13 protein-coding genes are annotated in these 19000 nt (G+C 49.9%); 8 read left to right on the forward strand and 5 right to left on the reverse strand.

What is annotated here, in order from left to right:
* Positions 1-16: 16 nt before the first annotated feature.
* A complete protein-coding gene (locus A8707_RS06375; protein ID WP_068815971.1) occupies positions 17-3235 on the reverse strand; it encodes an AAA family ATPase in 3219 nt (1072 codons plus the stop codon).
* Between the two features lie 243 nt (positions 3236-3478).
* Between A8707_RS06375 and A8707_RS06380 the strand changes: the two genes are divergently transcribed.
* Both A8707_RS06380 and proB read left to right on the forward strand, forming a co-directional pair.
* On the forward strand, positions 3479-4180 hold the full coding sequence (locus A8707_RS06380; protein WP_068815972.1) for a hypothetical protein: 702 nt from the start codon (positions 3479-3481) through the stop codon (positions 4178-4180).
* Positions 4181-4446: 266 nt separating this feature from the next.
* Complete coding sequence (proB, locus tag A8707_RS06385) at positions 4447-5553, forward strand: glutamate 5-kinase (RefSeq protein ID WP_068815973.1); 1107 nt, start codon at positions 4447-4449, stop codon at positions 5551-5553.
* A 23-nt stretch (positions 5554-5576) separates the two neighbouring features.
* Here the strand turns inward: proB and A8707_RS06390 are convergent, their stop codons facing one another.
* From A8707_RS06390 to A8707_RS06405, 4 genes are all read right to left on the reverse strand, one after another.
* Positions 5577-6509 (reverse strand): ion channel, encoded by a 933-nt coding sequence (locus A8707_RS06390; protein WP_082906253.1) that lies wholly within the window; start codon positions 6507-6509, stop codon positions 5577-5579.
* A gap of 44 nt (positions 6510-6553) precedes the next feature.
* Entirely contained in the window at positions 6554-8170 is a 1617-nt protein-coding gene (locus A8707_RS06395; RefSeq protein ID WP_197484653.1) for a gamma-glutamyltransferase family protein, read from the reverse strand.
* Positions 8171-8331: 161 nt separating this feature from the next.
* On the reverse strand, positions 8332-8949 hold the full coding sequence (locus tag A8707_RS06400; protein WP_068815974.1) for a cation efflux transmembrane domain-containing protein: 618 nt from the start codon (positions 8947-8949) through the stop codon (positions 8332-8334).
* A gap of 115 nt (positions 8950-9064) precedes the next feature.
* On the reverse strand, positions 9065-9430 hold the full coding sequence (locus A8707_RS06405; protein WP_068815975.1) for an ArsR/SmtB family transcription factor: 366 nt from the start codon (positions 9428-9430) through the stop codon (positions 9065-9067).
* A gap of 230 nt (positions 9431-9660) precedes the next feature.
* Here A8707_RS06405 and A8707_RS06410 point away from each other — a divergent pair, with 230 nt between their 5' ends.
* From A8707_RS06410 to A8707_RS06435, 6 genes are all read left to right on the forward strand, one after another.
* A complete protein-coding gene (locus tag A8707_RS06410; RefSeq protein ID WP_156518388.1) occupies positions 9661-10524 on the forward strand; it encodes a hypothetical protein in 864 nt (287 codons plus the stop codon).
* Positions 10525-10589: 65 nt separating this feature from the next.
* Positions 10590-12110, forward strand: coding sequence for a SagB/ThcOx family dehydrogenase (locus tag A8707_RS06415; RefSeq protein WP_068815977.1), 1521 nt, complete (start codon positions 10590-10592; stop codon positions 12108-12110).
* A 72-nt stretch (positions 12111-12182) separates the two neighbouring features.
* A complete protein-coding gene (locus A8707_RS06420; RefSeq protein WP_068815978.1) occupies positions 12183-13025 on the forward strand; it encodes an Rpn family recombination-promoting nuclease/putative transposase in 843 nt (280 codons plus the stop codon).
* Between the two features lie 110 nt (positions 13026-13135).
* Positions 13136-15745, forward strand: coding sequence for a dynamin family protein (locus tag A8707_RS06425; RefSeq protein WP_068815979.1), 2610 nt, complete (start codon positions 13136-13138; stop codon positions 15743-15745).
* A 48-nt stretch (positions 15746-15793) separates the two neighbouring features.
* Positions 15794-16978, forward strand: coding sequence for a hypothetical protein (locus A8707_RS06430; protein WP_068815980.1), 1185 nt, complete (start codon positions 15794-15796; stop codon positions 16976-16978).
* 213 nt (positions 16979-17191) lie between these two features.
* Complete coding sequence (locus tag A8707_RS06435) at positions 17192-19000, forward strand: proline--tRNA ligase (protein ID WP_068815981.1); 1809 nt, start codon at positions 17192-17194, stop codon at positions 18998-19000.

Genomic DNA, 19000 nt, shown 5'->3' on the forward strand with positions numbered 1-19000 from the left:
GGTTGTCTTTTTTTGGCTAGAGACACAGCATTAGCTGCGAGCCTTCAGAGGTTTTTGTGACCTCAATACGCGCCTGGAATGCTTCTCGGAAGTAGGGCATGTGCGTTACGGTGAGAATGCAGGCAAAATCAGGAGCGATCGCGTTAATGGCAGCAATGAGTCGATCGCAGCCTTCTTGATCCTGTGTGCCAAATCCTTCATCGACGATCAGCATTTGTAGGGCAGTGCCCGATCGCTGCGATAGTAATCGAGCCAGGGCAAGACGAATCGCAAAGTTTACCCGAAAGGCTTCTCCGCCTGAATAGGTTTCATAAGGGCGCGTTCCGTGAGCATCAGCAATCAGAATATCCAACGTCTCTAACGATTTGGGATTTTGAGTGATGCCTCGCGCCGATTTGCTAGACGATTTAGAGCTACGGGCAGTGCGCTGAGTCACGAATTGAACATGTAGTTGGTTGGCACTGAGACGCGAGAGAATTTGATTGGTCGTCGCTTCTAGCTGAGGCAAAACGTTTTCGATCAGCAGCGCCTGAATCCCATTTTTACCAAAGGCTAAGGCGAGTTCTTGATAGACTCGGCTCTGCTGACGCGCCAGTTTTAACTGAGTTCTGAGGTCTCCATCTTGAATTCTCAGAGCATCTTGCTGCTGTTGCTGCTGCTGAAGCCGACCCAGACGCGCAAGCTGTTGATCAAGCTGTTGGCGTTGGCGTTGCAGTTCTTGCTCAATCGCTTGAATCTGAGTGCTAAAGTCGGGAGTTTGCTCTAAATAATTGACGAGTTCTTGAGTGTGACGACTCACCGTTTGCAAATCGTGTAGCCGCGTCTGAAGCGTCTGCGCCAAGTCTTGAAGACGCTGCTGCACTTGCGGAAATTGCTGCTGTGCTTGCCGCAGTTCTTGAAGCTTTAGCTGCCACGGCTGTGCCTGCCGGAGCGCGACTCTGAGGGCATTGTGTTGCGCCAGGTCATAGCCAATGTCGGCAATTTGGCGATCGCTCTGCCCAAATCCGGCGGCGGTGTCTGCTTGGAGTTGTTCGATCTGCTGGTCTAGCTGAGACAGTTGGGCAGCTAGCTCTGGCTGACGGGCAGTAATCTGTGCCTGTCGTCGCTGTGCTTGTTTGACATCGGCGAGCTTGATTTCTGCCCAGCGCCAGCGATCGACGGCTCCTCGTGCCAGAGCGTGGTCTTTTTCGTCGTAGTTGAGTTGCTGAAGGCTGCGATCGAGCAGCGTTAATTCTTCTTGCACCTCAGTGGCGTAGTCTCGATCGTGCAGTTGTTGTTCGAGTTGAGCGGATTCTGTCGTGAGTTGTTCTAGGCTTTTTTGCACATCGGCGGTGGTTTGAAGTTGTTCTTGCAGTTGTCCGCGTCGCTCTAGTGCAGAGCCAAATTGCACGAGTTTAGTGTCGAGTTCGGCATATTCTCGCCGCAAAACTTGAATTTCTCGCTCAGACACCGCCAACTGTTCTCGAATCACCCAGATTTGGTCAAGGACTTCTTGCTGCTGCTGCTCGTGTTTTTGCAAGACAAGATTCCAGTGAGGCTCATCAAGGGGGCGATCACACAAAGGACAGGGAGGATAAGAGGAATTTTGAGGGGTGAGAACTGAGGGTTGAGTCAGCGTCGCCACCGATTGAGTTGCAGACTCGATGGATCGTTCGTCCGTCCCTCGATCGGGGGACAATTCCCGTTCTAGTTCGCCAAGTTCTTGATTGCCGAGTGTGCCTTGTTTCAGCATCCGAATTTTGTGATCTAATTCGGCTAACTGGGCTTCGTGATCGCGCTGATGGGCTTGCAGTCGCTCCATAAAACTGCGTCGCTCTAGCCCTTTTTCACGGACTTGTTCTTGATAGAGTTTGAGTCTCTCTAGCTCCTCAATATGGGTGGCAACTTCGACGACAGCGCGCTGTAATTTGGGCTGACGCTGCTGCTGAGTGTGAAGCTGATGTGCAGAAGTTCGCAGTTCGTCAAGGCGGGCAGTCAGTCGGGTAGAGGCGCGATCGAGGTCGCTCTGCAAGTGTTGCCGACGCTGAAGCAAAGGAGCCACCTTCATCTGAAGCTGGTCAAGCTGAGTTAGCTCAAGCCGCGCTTGCCGCAGGTGTTCGACCCCGGCTTCAATATCGGCGGCTTTGCTAAGAGTGCGCTGAATCTCCTCGGACTGCTGCTCTAAGGCGACTCGTTGCGCTTGCAGATTTTGAGATTGACTTTGAAGATGGGTGAGTTTTGCGGATTGCTGCTGCTGATAGTGCTGGCGTTTCGTTTGGGCAACTTGGTGATCTTGAAATTTTGCGGCTAGCGTGTCTTCCTGCATTTGCAGCGTTTGCCACTGCTGATATCCACTGGCGATCGTGCCTTCTTGTTGCAGCAATAAAATTAACGTTTGTCTCTGATGATCGATCTGCGTCAGCTCTTTTTGCAGCCGTTGACAATCTTGATTGAGGTTGCGTTGCTGCTGCTGTTGCCAAGTGAGCTGTTGCTGTGCGTTTTGGCGGTGTTGTTGGCTAGCTAAAAGATTTTGTAACTGATCGCTGTAGGCAGTCTGCTGCTGCTGCATCTGCGTTAGCGTCAGTTCTAGCTCAATGCGTTCTTGAGCGATCGCTTCGGTTTGCTGCAACTGTTGCTGAATCGATGCCAGATTTCGCTCTAGCAGTTCGACCTGCCCTTTAAACTGGCGGGATTTGTCTTTGGCTTGCTCGGCTAACTCGTCATAGCGCTGTAGCTTGAGCAGGTCAGCGAGAATCTGTTTGCGATCGCCCGGACGCTTGAGCATAAACTCATCGGCGCGACCCTGCCGCAAATAAGCCGAGTTAACAAACGTATCGTAATCGAGCTTCAAATGCTCTAGAACGAGATTTTGGGTGGCGCGAATGCCTTTTTCGGTGAGCGATCGAAACGCAGTTGCACGAGGAATCTCCGCATCCTGATTTTTCACCTCTCCGTGAGCAATTTGAAACTCTAACGCCACGCCATTTCCTCGTTGTCGAGTGCGAATGATGCGATAGGTCTGTTGATGAATGCTGAACACAAACTCAACGCGCACTTCTGTTTCGCCAACGTGAATCACATCATCTTCAGACGCGGCTCGACTTTCGCCCCAAATTGCCCACGAGATAGCCTCTAATAATGACGATTTGCCCGCCCCATTTGACCCACACACGCAAGCGGTATGCAGCCCGCGAAAGTCGAGAGTGGCTGCACGATAGCTCAAAAAATTCTTGAGTGTGAGTTGCTGAGGAATCATTCAGAGCAAATTGCCCGACTGAGTAAATTGAGTACAAATGCACCGAAGTACACCCGCACTTCTTGTAGTGTAGGCGTTAGAAGGGTTCGTCCGAAATAGTTTTAGAAAAATTCTCAAGAATTAGGGCGCGATCGAGCACTTCATACTCCGTTTGGGAGATTTTTCACTCATCAGGAACCTTGCCAAACTTCCCTCTGTCATTGACATCATCGCTACGAGATCAGACTCTCAAAGGACACGCAAATGTTGAAATTCAGAAAATGGCAAACGGGGACTGTCTTGGCTCTCACATTGGGCATGACCTCCACAAGTCTGGCACCCTTTGCTTTGAGCAAAGCCGCAAACGCTGCGCCCTTGTTCCCTTCACAGCAATACCCTCAATACCCTCAATATCCCTCGACTCAACAGGCGCAAACGGGTCAGGTCAGAATTCCGCGTGGCGCAGTTTTGCCCGTCACCTATGACAAAGATAGAATCATTGTTGCTCCTAACGAAACCAGTGCAGTCACGCTAAAGATTGCGAGAAACGTCCGCACTTCGTCAGGTTCGCTGTTGATTCCGGCTGGAAGTCAAGTAGAAGGCGAACTCAGACCGTCGCAAGGGGGCACTCAGTTCTTTGCGAAAACGTTGATTTTGACCAATGGCGATCGCCTCCCGATCGATGCCTATTCTAATGTCGTCACTCGCAAAGAAACGATCAAAAAAGGAGCAGATGTAGGCACGATTTTGACCGGAGCCGGGATCGGCGCGGGTGCTGCTGCCATTATTGGAGGCATCACAGGCAATCGTCGCATTTCTAAAACCAATGTTTTGATCGGCGGCGGTTTGGGTGCGCTGGGTCAATTCTTGCTGCGACGCGGCAGTGCAGAGGTGCTGGTGGTCAACCCTCAAACCGATTTGGCGCTGACGTTGAATAGCTCTCTGGCGCTCAACCCGACTTACTAGGAATGAGTGATTAGATAGCTCGTCAAAACTCAACATACGCTAAGATCCCTGGCTTCTTGTAGAAGTCGGGGCTTTTTGATGCTTTGAAAGTCACGTAAGATATTTAAACGGTTCGGTGATTAACGACACAGCATTAAGGGCAAGCAGGATGTTTTGAATTTCTGATTCCATCATTAGTTTTTCATCGTAACGTGAACTTTATGAGTGCCTTTCAGATCTTTTATCATTAAATTTCTCAATCCTCCAATCATTATTTTAAGTATCTAATGTCTCAAACTGTGGTGGTCAAAATTGGTACGTCTAGCCTGACTCAGCCTGAGACGGGTCAACTTGCGCTGTCAACGATCGCGGCGTTAGTTGAGGTTCTCAGCACCCTAAGACAGCAGGGAAATCGAGTCGTGCTAGTCTCATCGGGCGCGATCGGAGTGGGGTGCGCGAGGTTGGGGTTAACCGATCGTCCCAAAACGATCGCGCTTAAACAAGCGGTTGCCGCCGTTGGGCAAGGTCGCCTGATGCGAATTTATGATGACTTTTTTACAGCCATGCAGCAGCCGATCGCGCAAGTGTTGTTGACTCGCGGCGACTTAGTTGAGCGAAGTCGCTATGTCAATGTCTACCGCACCTTTCAAGAGTTGCTGCAATTAGGAGTCGTTCCGATCGTCAATGAAAACGACACGGTTGCGGTGGATGAACTTAAATTTGGCGATAACGACACCCTATCCGCCCTAGTCGCCAGTTTGGTAGACGCAGATTGGTTGTTTTTGCTCACTGATGTCGATCGCCTCTATTCGGAAGATCCGCGCAGCAACCCCGATGCTCAACCGATTGCTCTAGTTCAAAATATGAAACAACTGGCGGACGTGCAGACCGGAAAGCCAGGCTCTCGCTGGGGCACAGGCGGCATGGTGACAAAAATTGCTGCTGCCCAGATTGCGACAGGTGCCGGAGTGAGAACGGTGATCATGCAGGGGAAATCGCCGCTCAATCTCTTAAAGATCTTGGCAGGAGACGCGATCGGCACTCAATTTGAACCTCAGCCGCGTCCTTTCAACGCTCGTCAACGCTGGATCGCTCACGGGTTAATCTCAACTGGAAAGCTCTTATTAGACGAGGGAGCCGTCGAAGCCATCTGTAAAGCCGGAAAATCTCTGCTCGCTGCCGGAATTTTGCACGTCGAGGGCGAGTTTGAAAGCCACGATGCCGTAACCCTGTGCGATCGGGCGGGTCACGAAATCGCGAAAGGGCTAGTCAACTACAGCCGTGAAGAATTGCAGAAAATTCAGGGGCACCACTCCGAAAAGATTTCTGAAATCTTGGGATACTTGGGCGCGGACACGATCGTGCATCGAGACAATTTGGTGTTGAATCAGTAGGGACACCGACGAGAAAACTTCTCCTACTGGGATTCTATGTCGTGAAATCGACTGAAATCGATCGCGCGCCGTCCATCACTGCTATAGGTCAACATCTCGGCAAACTGCACATCCCATAAGATTTCTTGAGTCATATAAGAGTAGCGAGCATGAACGGTTTGGGCGACGGTTTCATCGACTCCGGTTAATGACACCACAATTTCTGTCGCGCGATCTCTGAGCGACTCTGGAGTTTCACCATAGAGCGGACTGCTTTCGTCGATCGGGTGCATCGCCGTCCACGTCAGGTTAAACACGGGCGATTGAGGGCGACTGAGCGGCAAGTCATAAAAACGCCGCATGGTTTGACCTTCTTGAGTGACTTCATCGCGCACAACAAACACCCACAGTCGAGCTTCTAAAATTTGGTTGCCTCGCTCATTGGCGGTTCTAAACATCAGCGTCGGCACCCCGTTGTGAGGAGAAATGATGGCAAATCGACTGAATAAAATTCGTGCCGTCGGTCGAGCCAGTCGAGCAAATGCCAACCCGGTGATCACCGCCACGCCCAACAGCCCCAACATCGCCTCGATCGAGACAATCACGTTGCCATAAAACGTCTTGGGTGAGATTGCGCCATACCCGATCGTGCCCATTGTCTGCACGCTGAAGAAAAAGGCATCCCAAAACGAGCCGGGTTGAGCGTTTGCAAGATTGTCGCCACCAATTAGATAAAGGCAAGCAAACACGGTGTTAGTGAACCCATAAAGCACCAGCGTTAGGGTAAAAAACCAGGACCAGGAGATCGTTAGCAGCAAATAATAAAGATCATTCCAAGGAGAACGCCTAATGCCGAGCCGCACCACATTGGTGTGTCCTTTCTCATCTAACATTCGCTGTGGCGTAGGCGGCAAATTCTTCTGAGACTGCCGTTTGCCGAGCAAGTTACGAACAAACCGTTTGCTAGAGAGCTTCATAGGAATAGAGTCGCCTAGAGTTGCCCAAATCCTACCGCATTTCTTTAATAGGCTAGTGCGATCCCGTCGGCGCGAGGCTCTGAGGCTGCCATGAACACACCGTTTTGGCGCAGAATGATTTGTCCTCGACCAAATGCACTCGGTTCGGCACTAATCTGAATTTTATGGTGACGATCGCTCAATCCGACAGCGACATCTTGGGGAACAGTGTGTTCTAACAAGACGCGGTTTCCTTCCATCCACTGCCAGCGAGGAGCATCCAGCGCCGCCTGCGGGTTCATACCATAATCGACGAGATTGACAACCATCTGCAAGTGTCCCTGCGGCTGCATCGGACCGCCCATGACTCCAAAGGGTCCGATCGCCCGTCCTTCTTGACTGAGAAACCCCGGAATAATCGTGTGAAACGGTCGTTTCCCCGCCCCGATGTGATTGGGATGTCCGGCTTTTAATGAGAACCCTGTGGCGCGATTTTGCAGAGCAATCCCCGTTTCAGGAATCAAAACGCCGCTCCCAAAGCCCATAAAATTTGATTGAATGAATGACACCATCAAGTCGCCGTCAGACGCAGCCAGATAAACAGTGCCTCCTCTAGGAAGCCCAGCAGGAGCGATCGCCAGTGCCTCGTCCCCGATCAGGTGCCGTCGCTCTGCTGCATAAGATTTACTGAGTAAATGAGGAATTTCGACTGCCATAAATCGCGAGTCGGCGACGTGCTGATGGGCATCGACAAACCCTAGTTTCATTGCCTCAATTTGCAGGTGAAAACTCTCGATCGATTCACGGGGATAGCGTGACAGGTCAAACCCTTCGAGAATATTGAGTGCCATCAACGTCGCGATTCCTTGACCGTTGGGCGGAATTTCCCAGACCGTGACTCCTCGATAATCGGTTGAAATCGGATCGACCCAATCGGCTTGATGGGCTGCCAGATCTTCTAGGGTGAGCAATCCGCTAGTGTGAGCGGCAAAGTGGGCGATCGCCGCTGCCAATTCTCCCTGATAAAAAGACTCGCCGTTGCTGTGCGCGATCGATTTCAATGTTTTTGCATGAAGCGGGCTACTCCAAATCTCTCCGGCGTTCGGTGCCCGTCCATTAGGAAAAAACACCTGCTGGAAGGGCTGAAATTCTGCGCCCGTCAACGGCAGATAGACCCGTTCTGCCCGTTTCCAATCGCGTGCTGTCTCAGGAGACACCGGAAAACCCGATTCTGCATAGCGAATAGCGGGTTCAAATAAGCGATCGAAGGGCAGTTTCCCCCAGCGCTTTGACAGGGTTTGCCACGCTGAGACTGCCCCCGGAACCGTCACTGTTGACCAGCCGAGAAACGGCATTTCTGCCAGTCCTGCATAGGGTTCTAGCGTCAAGCTCTGCGGACTTTTGCCCGACGCGTTCAAGCCGTGTAGTGCGCCATCCCACACCAGCGCAAACGCATCTGAGCCAATGCCGCTTGACGTAGGCTCAACCACGGTGAGGGCGATCGCCATTGCTAACGCTGCATCGATCGCATTGCCGCCCGATCGCAGCATTTCAAATCCCGCTAGGGTGGCTAAAGGTTGGCTCGTGGCGACAGCGGCTTGAGTGCCCATGATCACCCTTCGCCCAGAGGCGTAAGGATAGTGATTTAGGTTTTTAGCAACTCGGTTGAATACTTCAGACATTCTCTAAACGGCTTCAAAAGGCTTACAGGGCTGACAGTTGTGGGACTGAGCTATTTCTTCAAAGCTAGATCCACCTCTAACTTTGAAAATAATATCCTGCTTACGGCTGAATCAGGGTTTGAAGTCTAAAACCTGCTCAAATTTTGTCTAAAATATTGTTCTTAGACCCGCTCAAACATTCCCCAGGCTTGAGAAATCACCTTTCCGGCTGATTTTGCAAAAATAACGGCAAGCAGAACCCCGATCGCTGAATCTGGCAATGACGAATGGGTGAGGGCAACCAAGCCTGCCGCGATTAGCACCGAAACATTTGCAATGATGTCATTGCGAGAGCAAAGCCAAACAGAAGACATATTGATGTTATCAGTGCGGTGCCTGGTCAAAAGAAACAAGCAAAGTAAGTTCGCGCACAGTGCCACAGTCCCGATCGAACTCATGATCTCTAGCGTCGGTGTTGTATTGAAGGACAACTGATAGACCGCCCTAGAAAATACTACGATCGCAGAGATAAACATGATGCCCCCTTTTAACAAAGCAGAGCTTGCCTGTGCCCTTTGCCCTCGATTGATGACATAGAGACTACTGGCATAAGCGATCGCATCCCCCAACATATCAAGCGAATCTCCGGTCAAAGCTAGAGAATTTGCCAACACGCCAGATACAATCTCTATCCCAAACATCACCATGTTGATTGCTAGAACAATCCACAAAACTTTACTCTGATGTTGAGTCAGCTTCTCTAACTCACAAGACTTTTTCTGACAGCATTCATCAGCCATTTTTAGCCTCTCAGTAGCTTAAACATTATTACATTCAAAAGAACGTTAGATTGATAGTTTCAACTCTACAATGTTCATACGAATGTTTGAATGACTTTTGAAAAAGATTGATTGCCTATACCCGACTGTTTTTCAGCACATAGCGCAAAACATCACTCACTAGCTGATTGCGGAGCGAGTAGTAAGCGAGTTTGCCGTCATTCCGATGTTTGAGTATCTTCAAATCACGCAGTTTGCGAAGGTGGTGAGAGACAGCCGCGATCGGAACACCTAAAATTGCAGCCAGATCACAGACGCAGAGTTCCTTGCCATCCTGAAGCGCGTAGAGAATCTTTAATCGGGATTTATCAGCAAGAGCAGTGAAGATGATTTCTGCTTCTTCTAAAGAGTCAGTCATCAACAGATCAGCACGAACCTCAGCTACTACTTCATGGTTAAAGCAGCGCACCTGACAGAGATCATCTGACTTAACGTTTGTCACGATCGTAGACCAATAATAGAACGAGTTGACACCACGTCAGTTGTCCAATTTGATAGACAGGGTACACCCCATGCTACACATTGTTTCAATCGAAAGCCAGTCAGGATCTCGATCGCGCCTGTTGACTCAACGATCACAAACGCTCGGTTCGATCCGGAATGCTGACACGGGTTGGTGAATTTATGATCATGAGGATATTCCACCCTTTTGTTGCGCGGCGGATACGCACCATGACTTACCGAGCGTTGCTTCTCACCGGGGCTATGATTACAACGGTGGCTGTGACTACACTAGCAGCGATGACATCTCAGTCTGTTCAAAAAACGGCGACCATTCAGGCATCGATCGCTCGGTTGGATGCTGCACCAATCGCAGACAGTCCGGCAGCTTCTCATGATAGCAATCCTGAGTTGAGCGACTTTCCGCACCAGAAAATCAACTTAGTCGATCAGTCAAATCAGTCTCCAGAGTTTGCTCAATTCATCCAGCAGTTTCGGCAAGCGGTGCAAAATCGGGACGCTCAGTTTATCCGCGATCGTGTCACTTCTAAAACCGAGTTTGATTTTGGCAAACACCGATCGATTAATTATCTCAATCCTGATAATCCTCAGTCGCCGTTTTGGTCACAGCTAGAAAAAGCGATCGCACCAGGATGCACTGACGAAGCAAACACAGCACTGCCTCAGACTCCGCCCAAAGGAACCGTTTTCTCATGCTCGACTGTGTTTCGGCAATTTGAAGGGGCTAGAAATGCGCCTGCCAACCAAAAAATATCCGTTTCTGAAACCTCGATCGTCGTAGTCGGAAACGGCGTGAACGTCCGGTCAGAACCCGAACAAAAGGCTCCGGTAATTGCGCTCTTGTCAGATGAGATTGTGACATTCGATCGTGACACGTTTGAGAAATCCCCAATGCAAATTCAGCAAACCACGCTAGAGCCAGACAATCTCGACGGCTGGACACCTGTGATTTTGCCCAACGACAAACGCGGCTATGTCTCAAATCGGTTTGCCTATCGACCGCTCGGATATCGTGCCATTTTTGCTAACCCTGACGGACGTTGGATGATGCAGGCGTTTGTGTCAGGAGACTGATTTATCGCGCAATCGACTCAAACCCGTGGCAAGATCAAAGGCAACGCCTACCAGACTTGACTCTTATGCCTGACGTGACCTCGATCGCGGCTCACTACCACGAGCGCACCAAATACGACCCGGAGACCATTCACGCTAAGAGTAAGTCTCTCGATTGGAATCAACAGCCCGTTCCCTTCAAAGATTACAAAATTGGGGTCTCGTTTGATCTCAAGCCCTATCTCAATGATCCGCCTCAAGATGTGGCTGGGGTTTGGTGGCAGCGATTATCAAAACTGCTGTTTTGCAGCTATGGGCTGACGGGCATGGTGCCGACGGGTGCAGAACCGCACTATATGAGAGCATCACCCTCGGCTGGAGGGCTATATCCCGCTGAGATTTATCTGATCTCTCGCGGCACACCGTTCTTACCTGCGGGGCTGTATAACTATCAGGCAAAGACCCATTCTCTGCTGCAATTTTGGGAGAGTGATGTCTGGACCTCTCTGCAATCGGCGTGTTTTTGGAATCCGGTTTTAGAAGGGACGCAACTGGCGATCGTGATCTCTGCTGTTTTTTATCGATCGTTCTGGCGCTATGAAGATCGCGCCTATCGCCGAATTTTCCTCGACACCGGGCACCTGCTCGGAAACCTAGAGCTTGCCAGTTCTCTAAACGATTTTCGTCCGCATCTAATCGCTGGGTTTGCCGATGAAGCGGTGAATCAGTTGCTTTATTTAGATTCACAGCAAGAAGGCACGATCGCCGTCATTCCCTTAGCCGATGTGCGCGAAGTCACTCAAAATCTGCCCCTCACCAAAGCGGCGCTGCCATCGGGGACTCAACTTGATTATCCCAATCTAGATGACGGAGAACTGCTGAGTTATTTTCACCAAACCACTCAAATTCCGGTCAATCCCGCCGCCAAAGTTAACTGGAAACCTGCGTCTACAGAAGAACAAGATAAATATAATTTTCCGTTTTGTCTCAAAGTGTCTACCGCTTCGGCGGCGATCGCGTGGGGCGATCAGTTAGAAAACCTTGAGCAAACGATTTTGCGGCGACGATCGACCCGCGCTTACAGCGGTGCTGCCCTCACCTTGGATGAGCTAAACGCCTTGCTAGATTTCACCTATCAGCCTCAACATTATGTTGAGCAAACGTTAGACGGCTCCCCCGATTATTGTGATCTGAGCTTAGTCGAAACCTTTATCGCCGTTTCGTCAGTCACCGGACTTGAAGAAGGCTGCTATTACTACGCACCCAAAGCCCAAGAGTTGCGGCAGATTCGCTTTAAGAATTTTCGACGAGAATTGCACTATCTCTGTTTAGGGCAAGACTTAGGACGCGATGCCGGAGCGGTGTTGTTTCACACGGCAGATCTCAAAGCGGCGATCGAGCGATATGGCGATCGCGCCTACCGCTATCTCCATTTAGATGCTGGACATTTAGGACAACGCCTCAACCTTGCCGCCATTCATCTGGGCTTAGGCGTGAGCGGCATCGCTGGCTTTTTTGACGATCAGGTCAATGACGTGTTGGGCATTCCTGCCGACGAAGCCGTGCTGTATATCACCACATTAGGGCGACCTCGTAGACAATCGTGAATCGCGATCGTCGCATCTAGACAGTGAGCGTTTGTACTGATACGCTCAATTGACGAGTGATGCCATTTCTCAATGTCTTTTGATAACCTCTGCAAGCTGCTCTCAGAAAAATATCCCGATCGCTTTGCCACTTGGCTGCTAGGAGAAGAATCTCGATCGGTAGAAGTCCTGAAAACCGAGTTGGGTATTGAGCCGATTCGAGCCGATTCAGTCACGTTTTTGCAAACCACCCATCGAATTCTGCATCTAGAATTTCAGACTGAGTTAAAGTCAAACCCACCGCTCCCCATGCGGATGCTTGATTATTGGGTTCGGCTACACCGACTGTATCGATTGCCCGTCACTCAAGTGGTTGTGTTGCTGCTCCCACCCCCGATCGGAACCCCGATCGAAACCGTTTTTGAGCTAGAAACCACTCGTCACGAATATCAAGTGGTGAAAATGTGGGAGCAAGACGCTGAATTCTTTCTACAAGACCCTGTTCTGCTGCCGTTTGCGCCTTTAGCCGCGACCCAAAATCCCGACCAGTTGCTTGATCGAGCCGCCCAGCAAATCAGCCAAATTCAACCTACTCAGCGGCGGCAGGAAGTGTCAAGCTATTTGCAGGTTTTGGCAGGGTTAAAATATAACAAAGATATCATTCGCCGCATATTTCGAGAGGGAATTATGAGAGAGTCAGTCATTTATCAAGAAATTCTTCAGGAAGGACTTCAGGAAGGACGGCTGAGAGGGCTTCAGGAGGGACTTCAAGAAGGACGGCAGGAGGGACGGCAGGAGATGACCCTGAAAATGCTGCAAGAAGGAGTTGAAATAGAACTCATCGCTCGTGTGACGGGACTCTCGATCGAGCAGATTCAAACGCTCCTCGCTGAGGCTAACTCAAACTCTGAGACAGAGCAAGGCTTTATCGAATGAATCCATTTTCACTAGCGTCTTTAAAGATATAGCTATGGCTACTAAGACAAGTTGAAGATCATCTATCTATGGGAATACTGTGGAGAATGATGTTAACTAGATAAAATCTGATGGTTGCGATCGCTTCTTCCCCATCCGCAGTTGCTGATATTTTGTCTAAACTGCTGAATCAGCCGATTCATGAACAGCAAGTTAATCCGTTGGTGGCATATCTAGGGGCATTGTCCGCCGTGTTGGTCGGCGTTACCCATGCTGATGGTCAGGTTACAGACCAAGAGAAGCAACGACTGGGGAAGACTTTGACTCAGTTTATTCCGTCAGGCAGTGTGTTGAATAGTGTGGTGCGATCGCTGGTGCAAGGCGTACGTGAGAGCAAAATTTACGCGAAGCCAGCAGAATTAGCCACGCTGACAAGCCTATTCGCCGAATCAGAAAAGCTGTTGCTGATTATGTTTGGCTACGAGATGGCAACCGCCGACGGCGATCTTGACCCTAAAGAACAGAAGTATCTCCGCATTATTGCCCAGCATTTACATCTAAAGGATGAATGGATCGTGGCTTTGGAAGCAGGATTAATTCATCAGCAGACGAGTGATGTTTTGAGTGAAGTGCGTTATCTGCTTGACCCTGCTAGATTTCAAGCGCTTGATCCAGTGTTTGCTAAAGCAGCTAGCCAAATACTGACGCGACTTCCAGAAAGCGCTAAGTCTCACGGGGCAGGCGTGAAAGTCGGCTACGAAACCCTGGCAAGGTTTCAAGCCCAGCGCCAACAGTTAGATCGCTGGTGCGGTGAGCTTTGGCAAATCGTTTCAGAGTGCCACGATCTCATTCCCCTTCCCCAGCAGCTAGAAACCAAACTGCAAGAAATTTCTCAAAGGCTGCAATCACAGAAGTTCCGCGTTGCTGTCGTGGGCGAATTCAGCCAAGGGAAATCGACGTTGCTAAACGCGCTGTTAGGAGAAGAAATTCAGCCTACGCGAGTGATTCCGTGCAGTGGCAGCATTACGGTGTTGCGCTACGGTGAGCAAAAGCGGGTGATTTGTCGCTACCGAAATGGGCAAGAAGAGATTATTCCTTTAGAAGAATATCAGGCTAGAGCATCGATTCCTGACGATGTGGCTCTGGGCAATCGGCAAGATGCGCTGACTTCTGATGTCTTGGAAATTGTCTATGAGCATCCTGGGCTGGCACTGTGTCGGCATGGAGTTGAGTTGATTGACTCACCCGGCTTAAACGAGCATCCTGAGCGCACTCGCATCACAAATCAGCTTTTAGAAAATGCGGACGCGGTGATCTTTTTAGCCAATGGTCCACGACCAATGACTCAGGGCGAACGAGAACTGCTGACGAGCTTAAAGTTGAAATTGAATGGAGGACAAGCCGATCGACCTGCTAATAACCTGTTTGTGTTGGTGAATTTTATGGATTTGCTGCGGCGTGAACCCGATCGTCAGCAAGTCCGGCAGTTGGTTGAGAATTCCGTTTTCGGCGAAGTTCCAATCCTTGAAACCCCAAAGCAGCTTCACTTTATCTCAGCTCAAGCTGCTCTGGAAGCAATCGTTGAAGGCGATGACCAAAACGATTATTTGCAGACCTTTCGAGGATTTACTCAAGTATTGGAGACGTTTCTCACTCAAGAACGAGGAGCGATCGTCAATCAGCGCAGCCAAGCTGATCTGGATGGTGTGGCACAGTCGCTAACTCTGCAACTCAAGCAGGCAGAAGAGATCATCGCTGGAGAAGTTGCAGTCTCCAATGCTGCCAAGCAGGACATCGTGAACAAGATTGGTGAAGCGAGTGGATATTTAGCTAATTTGCAAACGCTAATCCGATCGACCAGTGAGCAAAAACGGGACGTGGTGAAGCGGCTTGAAATCAAACAGCACTTAAAGAATTATACTGACAAAAAATCTGCCTCTTGGAACTCTAATCAGGGATCGACAAACAAGATTCTGAAAGAATTTGGCGATAAATTTCAATCAGATTTGTCAGATGCCATTGGCGAATGGACGCAAACTACAGTCATTCAAGAAACGCTTACACCCACGCTTAAAGCTATTGACTCCAACATTCAAAGTAAGATTTACCAGTTCCAAAAGAGTGCTGAAGCGATCGACCAAAGGACAGGTTCTCAACTAGCCATCCAATTCGATTTGAGCGTGAAGCAAGTGGCTCCCCAGTTCGAGTTTACTGCTGCTGCTGGCTCAGACGCATGGGAAGCTGCTTGGGACATCGGACTCGGGAGTATCAGTGGATTGGGTGCAGGGGGACTATTGGTAGGAGGCATTGCGCTTGCTGTGAGCAGTATTGCTTTCTTTCCGCTAGTGCTTACAGGTGGAGCAATTGCCGGAATCGCCGCTGGAGGTGCAGCTTTGGGGACAGCAATTGGAGGGGCAATCGGCTTCCTCACACCGCCCGACCAAGAAGCGATCAAGCGAGAAGTTATTGAAGAAGGCTTCAAGCAGTTTCATGCTCAAGATGGCACGGGTCAACTGATGAAGTCACTCGATACTTTGGTCGAAAGTGTGTTCGATCAAAGACTGGAGACCATTCAAGCTGTCACTCGTCAATACATGGCTCTGCTCAATTCGTTGTTAATCGATTCAGAAACCGTGCATACGTCAACATTGAACGAAGTTGCCGCAGAACGGCAGTGGTATCAAGAACAGCACTCTAGGTCAGTCGCCTTCCAGTCTCGGCTTAATAATTTTTTGGCTTAGACCTTACAACCATTCAGTTTTTGAACAATCCCCAACCACTACACAAGTATGCTTTTTCAATTTCCGGCAGCGATTCAACTAGGGCTTGATACAGGTAAGCTAGTTCAGGTTATTTCTAAAGGTGTGCCGATAGGTCAGGTACGAGAGGTGGCAACAGGTCACTTCGCGGGACACGCGATCGGGGTTACAGGACTAGACCCACTGACAGGATTTTCCAGCCTGCCACTTTTGCAAGCAACCACTGCGGTGATTGGTGTTGGGGTTGCAGCAACGGCTGCCCTTGCCGCCGTGAATCTCTATCAAACGATAAAACTTCGTCAAGATGTTACAGCTTTGCGGTTAGAGGTCAAAGACGGCTTTATTGACCTCAAGCAGGCATTGCGCGACCAAGGGTTAGAGGTGATTGAGCATATCGATCGTGTCGCCGAAGACGTTGAATTCCGTCACCATCGCACGATTCTCGCACGAGCTTATGGGCTGTTTAACCAGGCGACTATTCGTCTGCAATCGGCGCTCACAGTTCAAGATCTCGCACGTCGAAATGCCGACATTAACTCAGTCCGCGACATGATGTTTGAAGCATTAGCAGACTACGACAACCCTCAACTACTCAACAACACAAATGCGGCTGGTTATATTCGTCGCCGTGAATGCGTTTGGGCGATTCAACAAGCGATCGCCTTTACCTATCAACTGCAAGGCGAACAAACCAGTGTCAGTCATCGATTGGAGACACTCTGTACTACTATTCGTCGCGATTCCGTTACTGCGGTCAACCAGATTGACTCTCAGTCCGAACTTGACTTCCTCTTCCCCGAACTTGTCCGCATTCACGACCACGACTTGCAAGCGCTCAACCTCTGGCAAACTCAGATTGACTGGGTACAAACGCTAGATTCAGACGAAATCAGACTCTTGAATAGGTCTGAACTTAACCCAGTTGATCTAAAAATGTCTGGAACAGGATCTTTGTTAGAAGTGCCTTCAGAGCAAACTCTTTACGAAGAACTTCAGCCAAAGTCGAACCCCGCGACTCTGTGCAATCAACTTCGGCTAATGATGGCTCCAGATATGCGACTTGAGTATGCTTCTGTGATTAGTCAACAGGCACAAAGCAATGACTTAAAAGCGCTGACTATGGATAAGTTACAAGCTGCATCAGACTATACGATCGCTAATCTTTATCACTATTTCCAACCTGAGGAAGGGGTTCTAAGCAGAGAGACAACTTAGCGAGCATCACCCGTGAACTGTCCTTAACGAATGGCTATACGAGTTTTTGCAACAGGCAAAAGAAGATGAAGTTGCCGCAATAAAACCCCTACGAGATCAAACTGTCTCAGGCTAGTTTTTCAAGTTGCAAAGCTCCACAGTGAGTGAAATCGCCGCGCTAACCTTCAGCGAATGCCGTAGACTGAAATGTGAATTTGCGAAAGGGAACGGACGATGCGGCTATCTCAGATGCTATTTGTCACACTGCGGGAAGACCCTGCGGAGGCAGAAATCCCCAGTCACAAGCTATTGCTGAGGGCTGGCTATATTCGTCGAGTCGGCAGTGGCATCTATGCCTATCTGCCTTTAATGTGGCGCGTGCTGCAAAAAGTTTCACAGATTGTCCGCGAAGAAATGAACGCGACGGGCGCACAAGAATGTCTGCTACCGCAACTTCAACCCGCCGAACTCTGGCAAGAATCGGGACGCTGGGACACCTACACCAAAGCTGAAGGCATTATGTTTGCCCTGGTTGATCGCCAACAGCGTGAACTCGGTCTAGGTCCGACTCACGAAGAAGTGGTTACGGCGATCGCGCGTGACATGATTCGCTCTTATCGACAGTTGCCCCAAACTCTCTATCAAATTCAAACCAAATTTCGCGATGAGATTCGTCCTCGATTTGGCTTAATGCGGGGTCGAGAATTCATTATGAAAGATGCCTATTCATTTGACGCTGACGAAGCGGGAATGAAGCTGACCTACGAAAAGATGAATCAGGCATATCACAATATTCTCAGACGATGTGGGCTGAAGTTTCGAGCCGTCGATGCCGATTCGGGCGCGATCGGAGGCTCTGGTTCTCAAGAGTTTATGGTGCTGGCAGACGCGGGTGAAGACGAGATTCTTTACACCGACGATGGACACTATGCTGCCAACGTCGAGAAAGCCGTCTCTCTGCCCCCCGATGCCGAGCCGTCACCCTTCACCACCCACGAGAAGCGAGAAACGCCGGGAACAGAGACGATCGAGAAGCTCTGCAAGTTTCTCAAATGCTCTCCGACTCAACTCGTCAAAAACGTCTTATACCAAGCCGTCTACGACAGCGGAATCACCGTTCTAGTGTTGATTCACATCCGAGGCGATCAAGATGTTAACGCCGTTAAGCTACAAAACGAACTGGTCAAATTAGCCGCTCAATACGGCGCTAAGACCGTTTTGTCGCTCACCGTTCCTGACGCTGAAGCTCAACAAAAATGGGCATCAAAGCCTTTGCCATTGGGCTATATGTCTCCTGGCATTAGCGATGACTACATTCGATCGTCAAAAGAGATTGCGCCAAAATTTGTTCGACTCGTGGATCAAACCGTTGTCGAGTTGCAAAATTTCGTCACCGGATCTGATGAGTCGGGCTATCACGTCGTCGGGGCAAACTGGGGCGCACAGTTTCAGAAGTCGCCGCACGTTGTTGATTTAAGAAAAGCGAAAGCGGGCGATCGTGCCATTCACGACTCAACCCAAATCTTACAAACCGCACGGGGCATTGAGATTGGGCACATCTTCCAGCTCGGCACCAAATATTCCACGGCGTTGGGTGCGACCTACACCAATGAGCAGGGCGAAGAAGTGCCGCTGGTGATGGGCTGCTATGGCGTAGGCATATCTCGACTGGCACAATCGGCGGTTGAGCAATCTTACGATAAAGACGGCATTGTTTTTCCGGTGGCGATCGCGCCTTATCACGCGATTGTGATCATTCCCAATGTCGGAGATGCTGAGCAAGTCGCGGCGGCTGAAAAGCTGTATGGTGAACTGAATCAAGCGGGAGTTGAAACCCTGCTGGATGATCGCAACGATCGGGCGGGTGTGAAGTTCAAAGATGCTGACTTGATTGGCATTCCCTATCGAATTGTCACCGGAAAATCGCTCAAAGACGGTAAAGTTGAAGTCGTGCAACGAGCGACCAAAGCGGTGCAAGAGATCGCGATCTCAGAAGTCGTTTCTACCTTAAAACAATGGATTTCTGAAGCAACCCACCGATGA

Source organism: Phormidesmis priestleyi BC1401, assembly GCF_001650195.1.
Lineage (GTDB): Bacteria > Cyanobacteriota > Cyanobacteriia > Leptolyngbyales > Leptolyngbyaceae > Phormidesmis_A > Phormidesmis_A priestleyi_B.

Coding starts and splice junctions, on each gene's coding strand:
- A8707_RS06390 (WP_082906253.1), bottom strand. CDS start 6,509: ATGAAGCTCTCTAGCAAACGGTTTGTTCGTAACTTGCTCGGCAAACGG.
- A8707_RS06435 (WP_068815981.1), top strand. CDS start 17,192: ATGCGGCTATCTCAGATGCTATTTGTCACACTGCGGGAAGACCCTGCG.
- A8707_RS06425 (WP_068815979.1), top strand. CDS start 13,136: ATGGTTGCGATCGCTTCTTCCCCATCCGCAGTTGCTGATATTTTGTCT.
- A8707_RS06380 (WP_068815972.1), top strand. CDS start 3,479: ATGTTGAAATTCAGAAAATGGCAAACGGGGACTGTCTTGGCTCTCACA.
- A8707_RS06410 (WP_156518388.1), top strand. CDS start 9,661: ATGACTTACCGAGCGTTGCTTCTCACCGGGGCTATGATTACAACGGTG.
- A8707_RS06420 (WP_068815978.1), top strand. CDS start 12,183: ATGTCTTTTGATAACCTCTGCAAGCTGCTCTCAGAAAAATATCCCGAT.
- A8707_RS06415 (WP_068815977.1), top strand. CDS start 10,590: ATGCCTGACGTGACCTCGATCGCGGCTCACTACCACGAGCGCACCAAA.
- A8707_RS06395 (WP_197484653.1), bottom strand. CDS start 8,170: ATGTCTGAAGTATTCAACCGAGTTGCTAAAAACCTAAATCACTATCCT.
- A8707_RS06375 (WP_068815971.1), bottom strand. CDS start 3,235: ATGATTCCTCAGCAACTCACACTCAAGAATTTTTTGAGCTATCGTGCA.
- A8707_RS06430 (WP_068815980.1), top strand. CDS start 15,794: ATGCTTTTTCAATTTCCGGCAGCGATTCAACTAGGGCTTGATACAGGT.
- A8707_RS06400 (WP_068815974.1), bottom strand. CDS start 8,949: ATGGCTGATGAATGCTGTCAGAAAAAGTCTTGTGAGTTAGAGAAGCTG.
- proB (WP_068815973.1), top strand. CDS start 4,447: ATGTCTCAAACTGTGGTGGTCAAAATTGGTACGTCTAGCCTGACTCAG.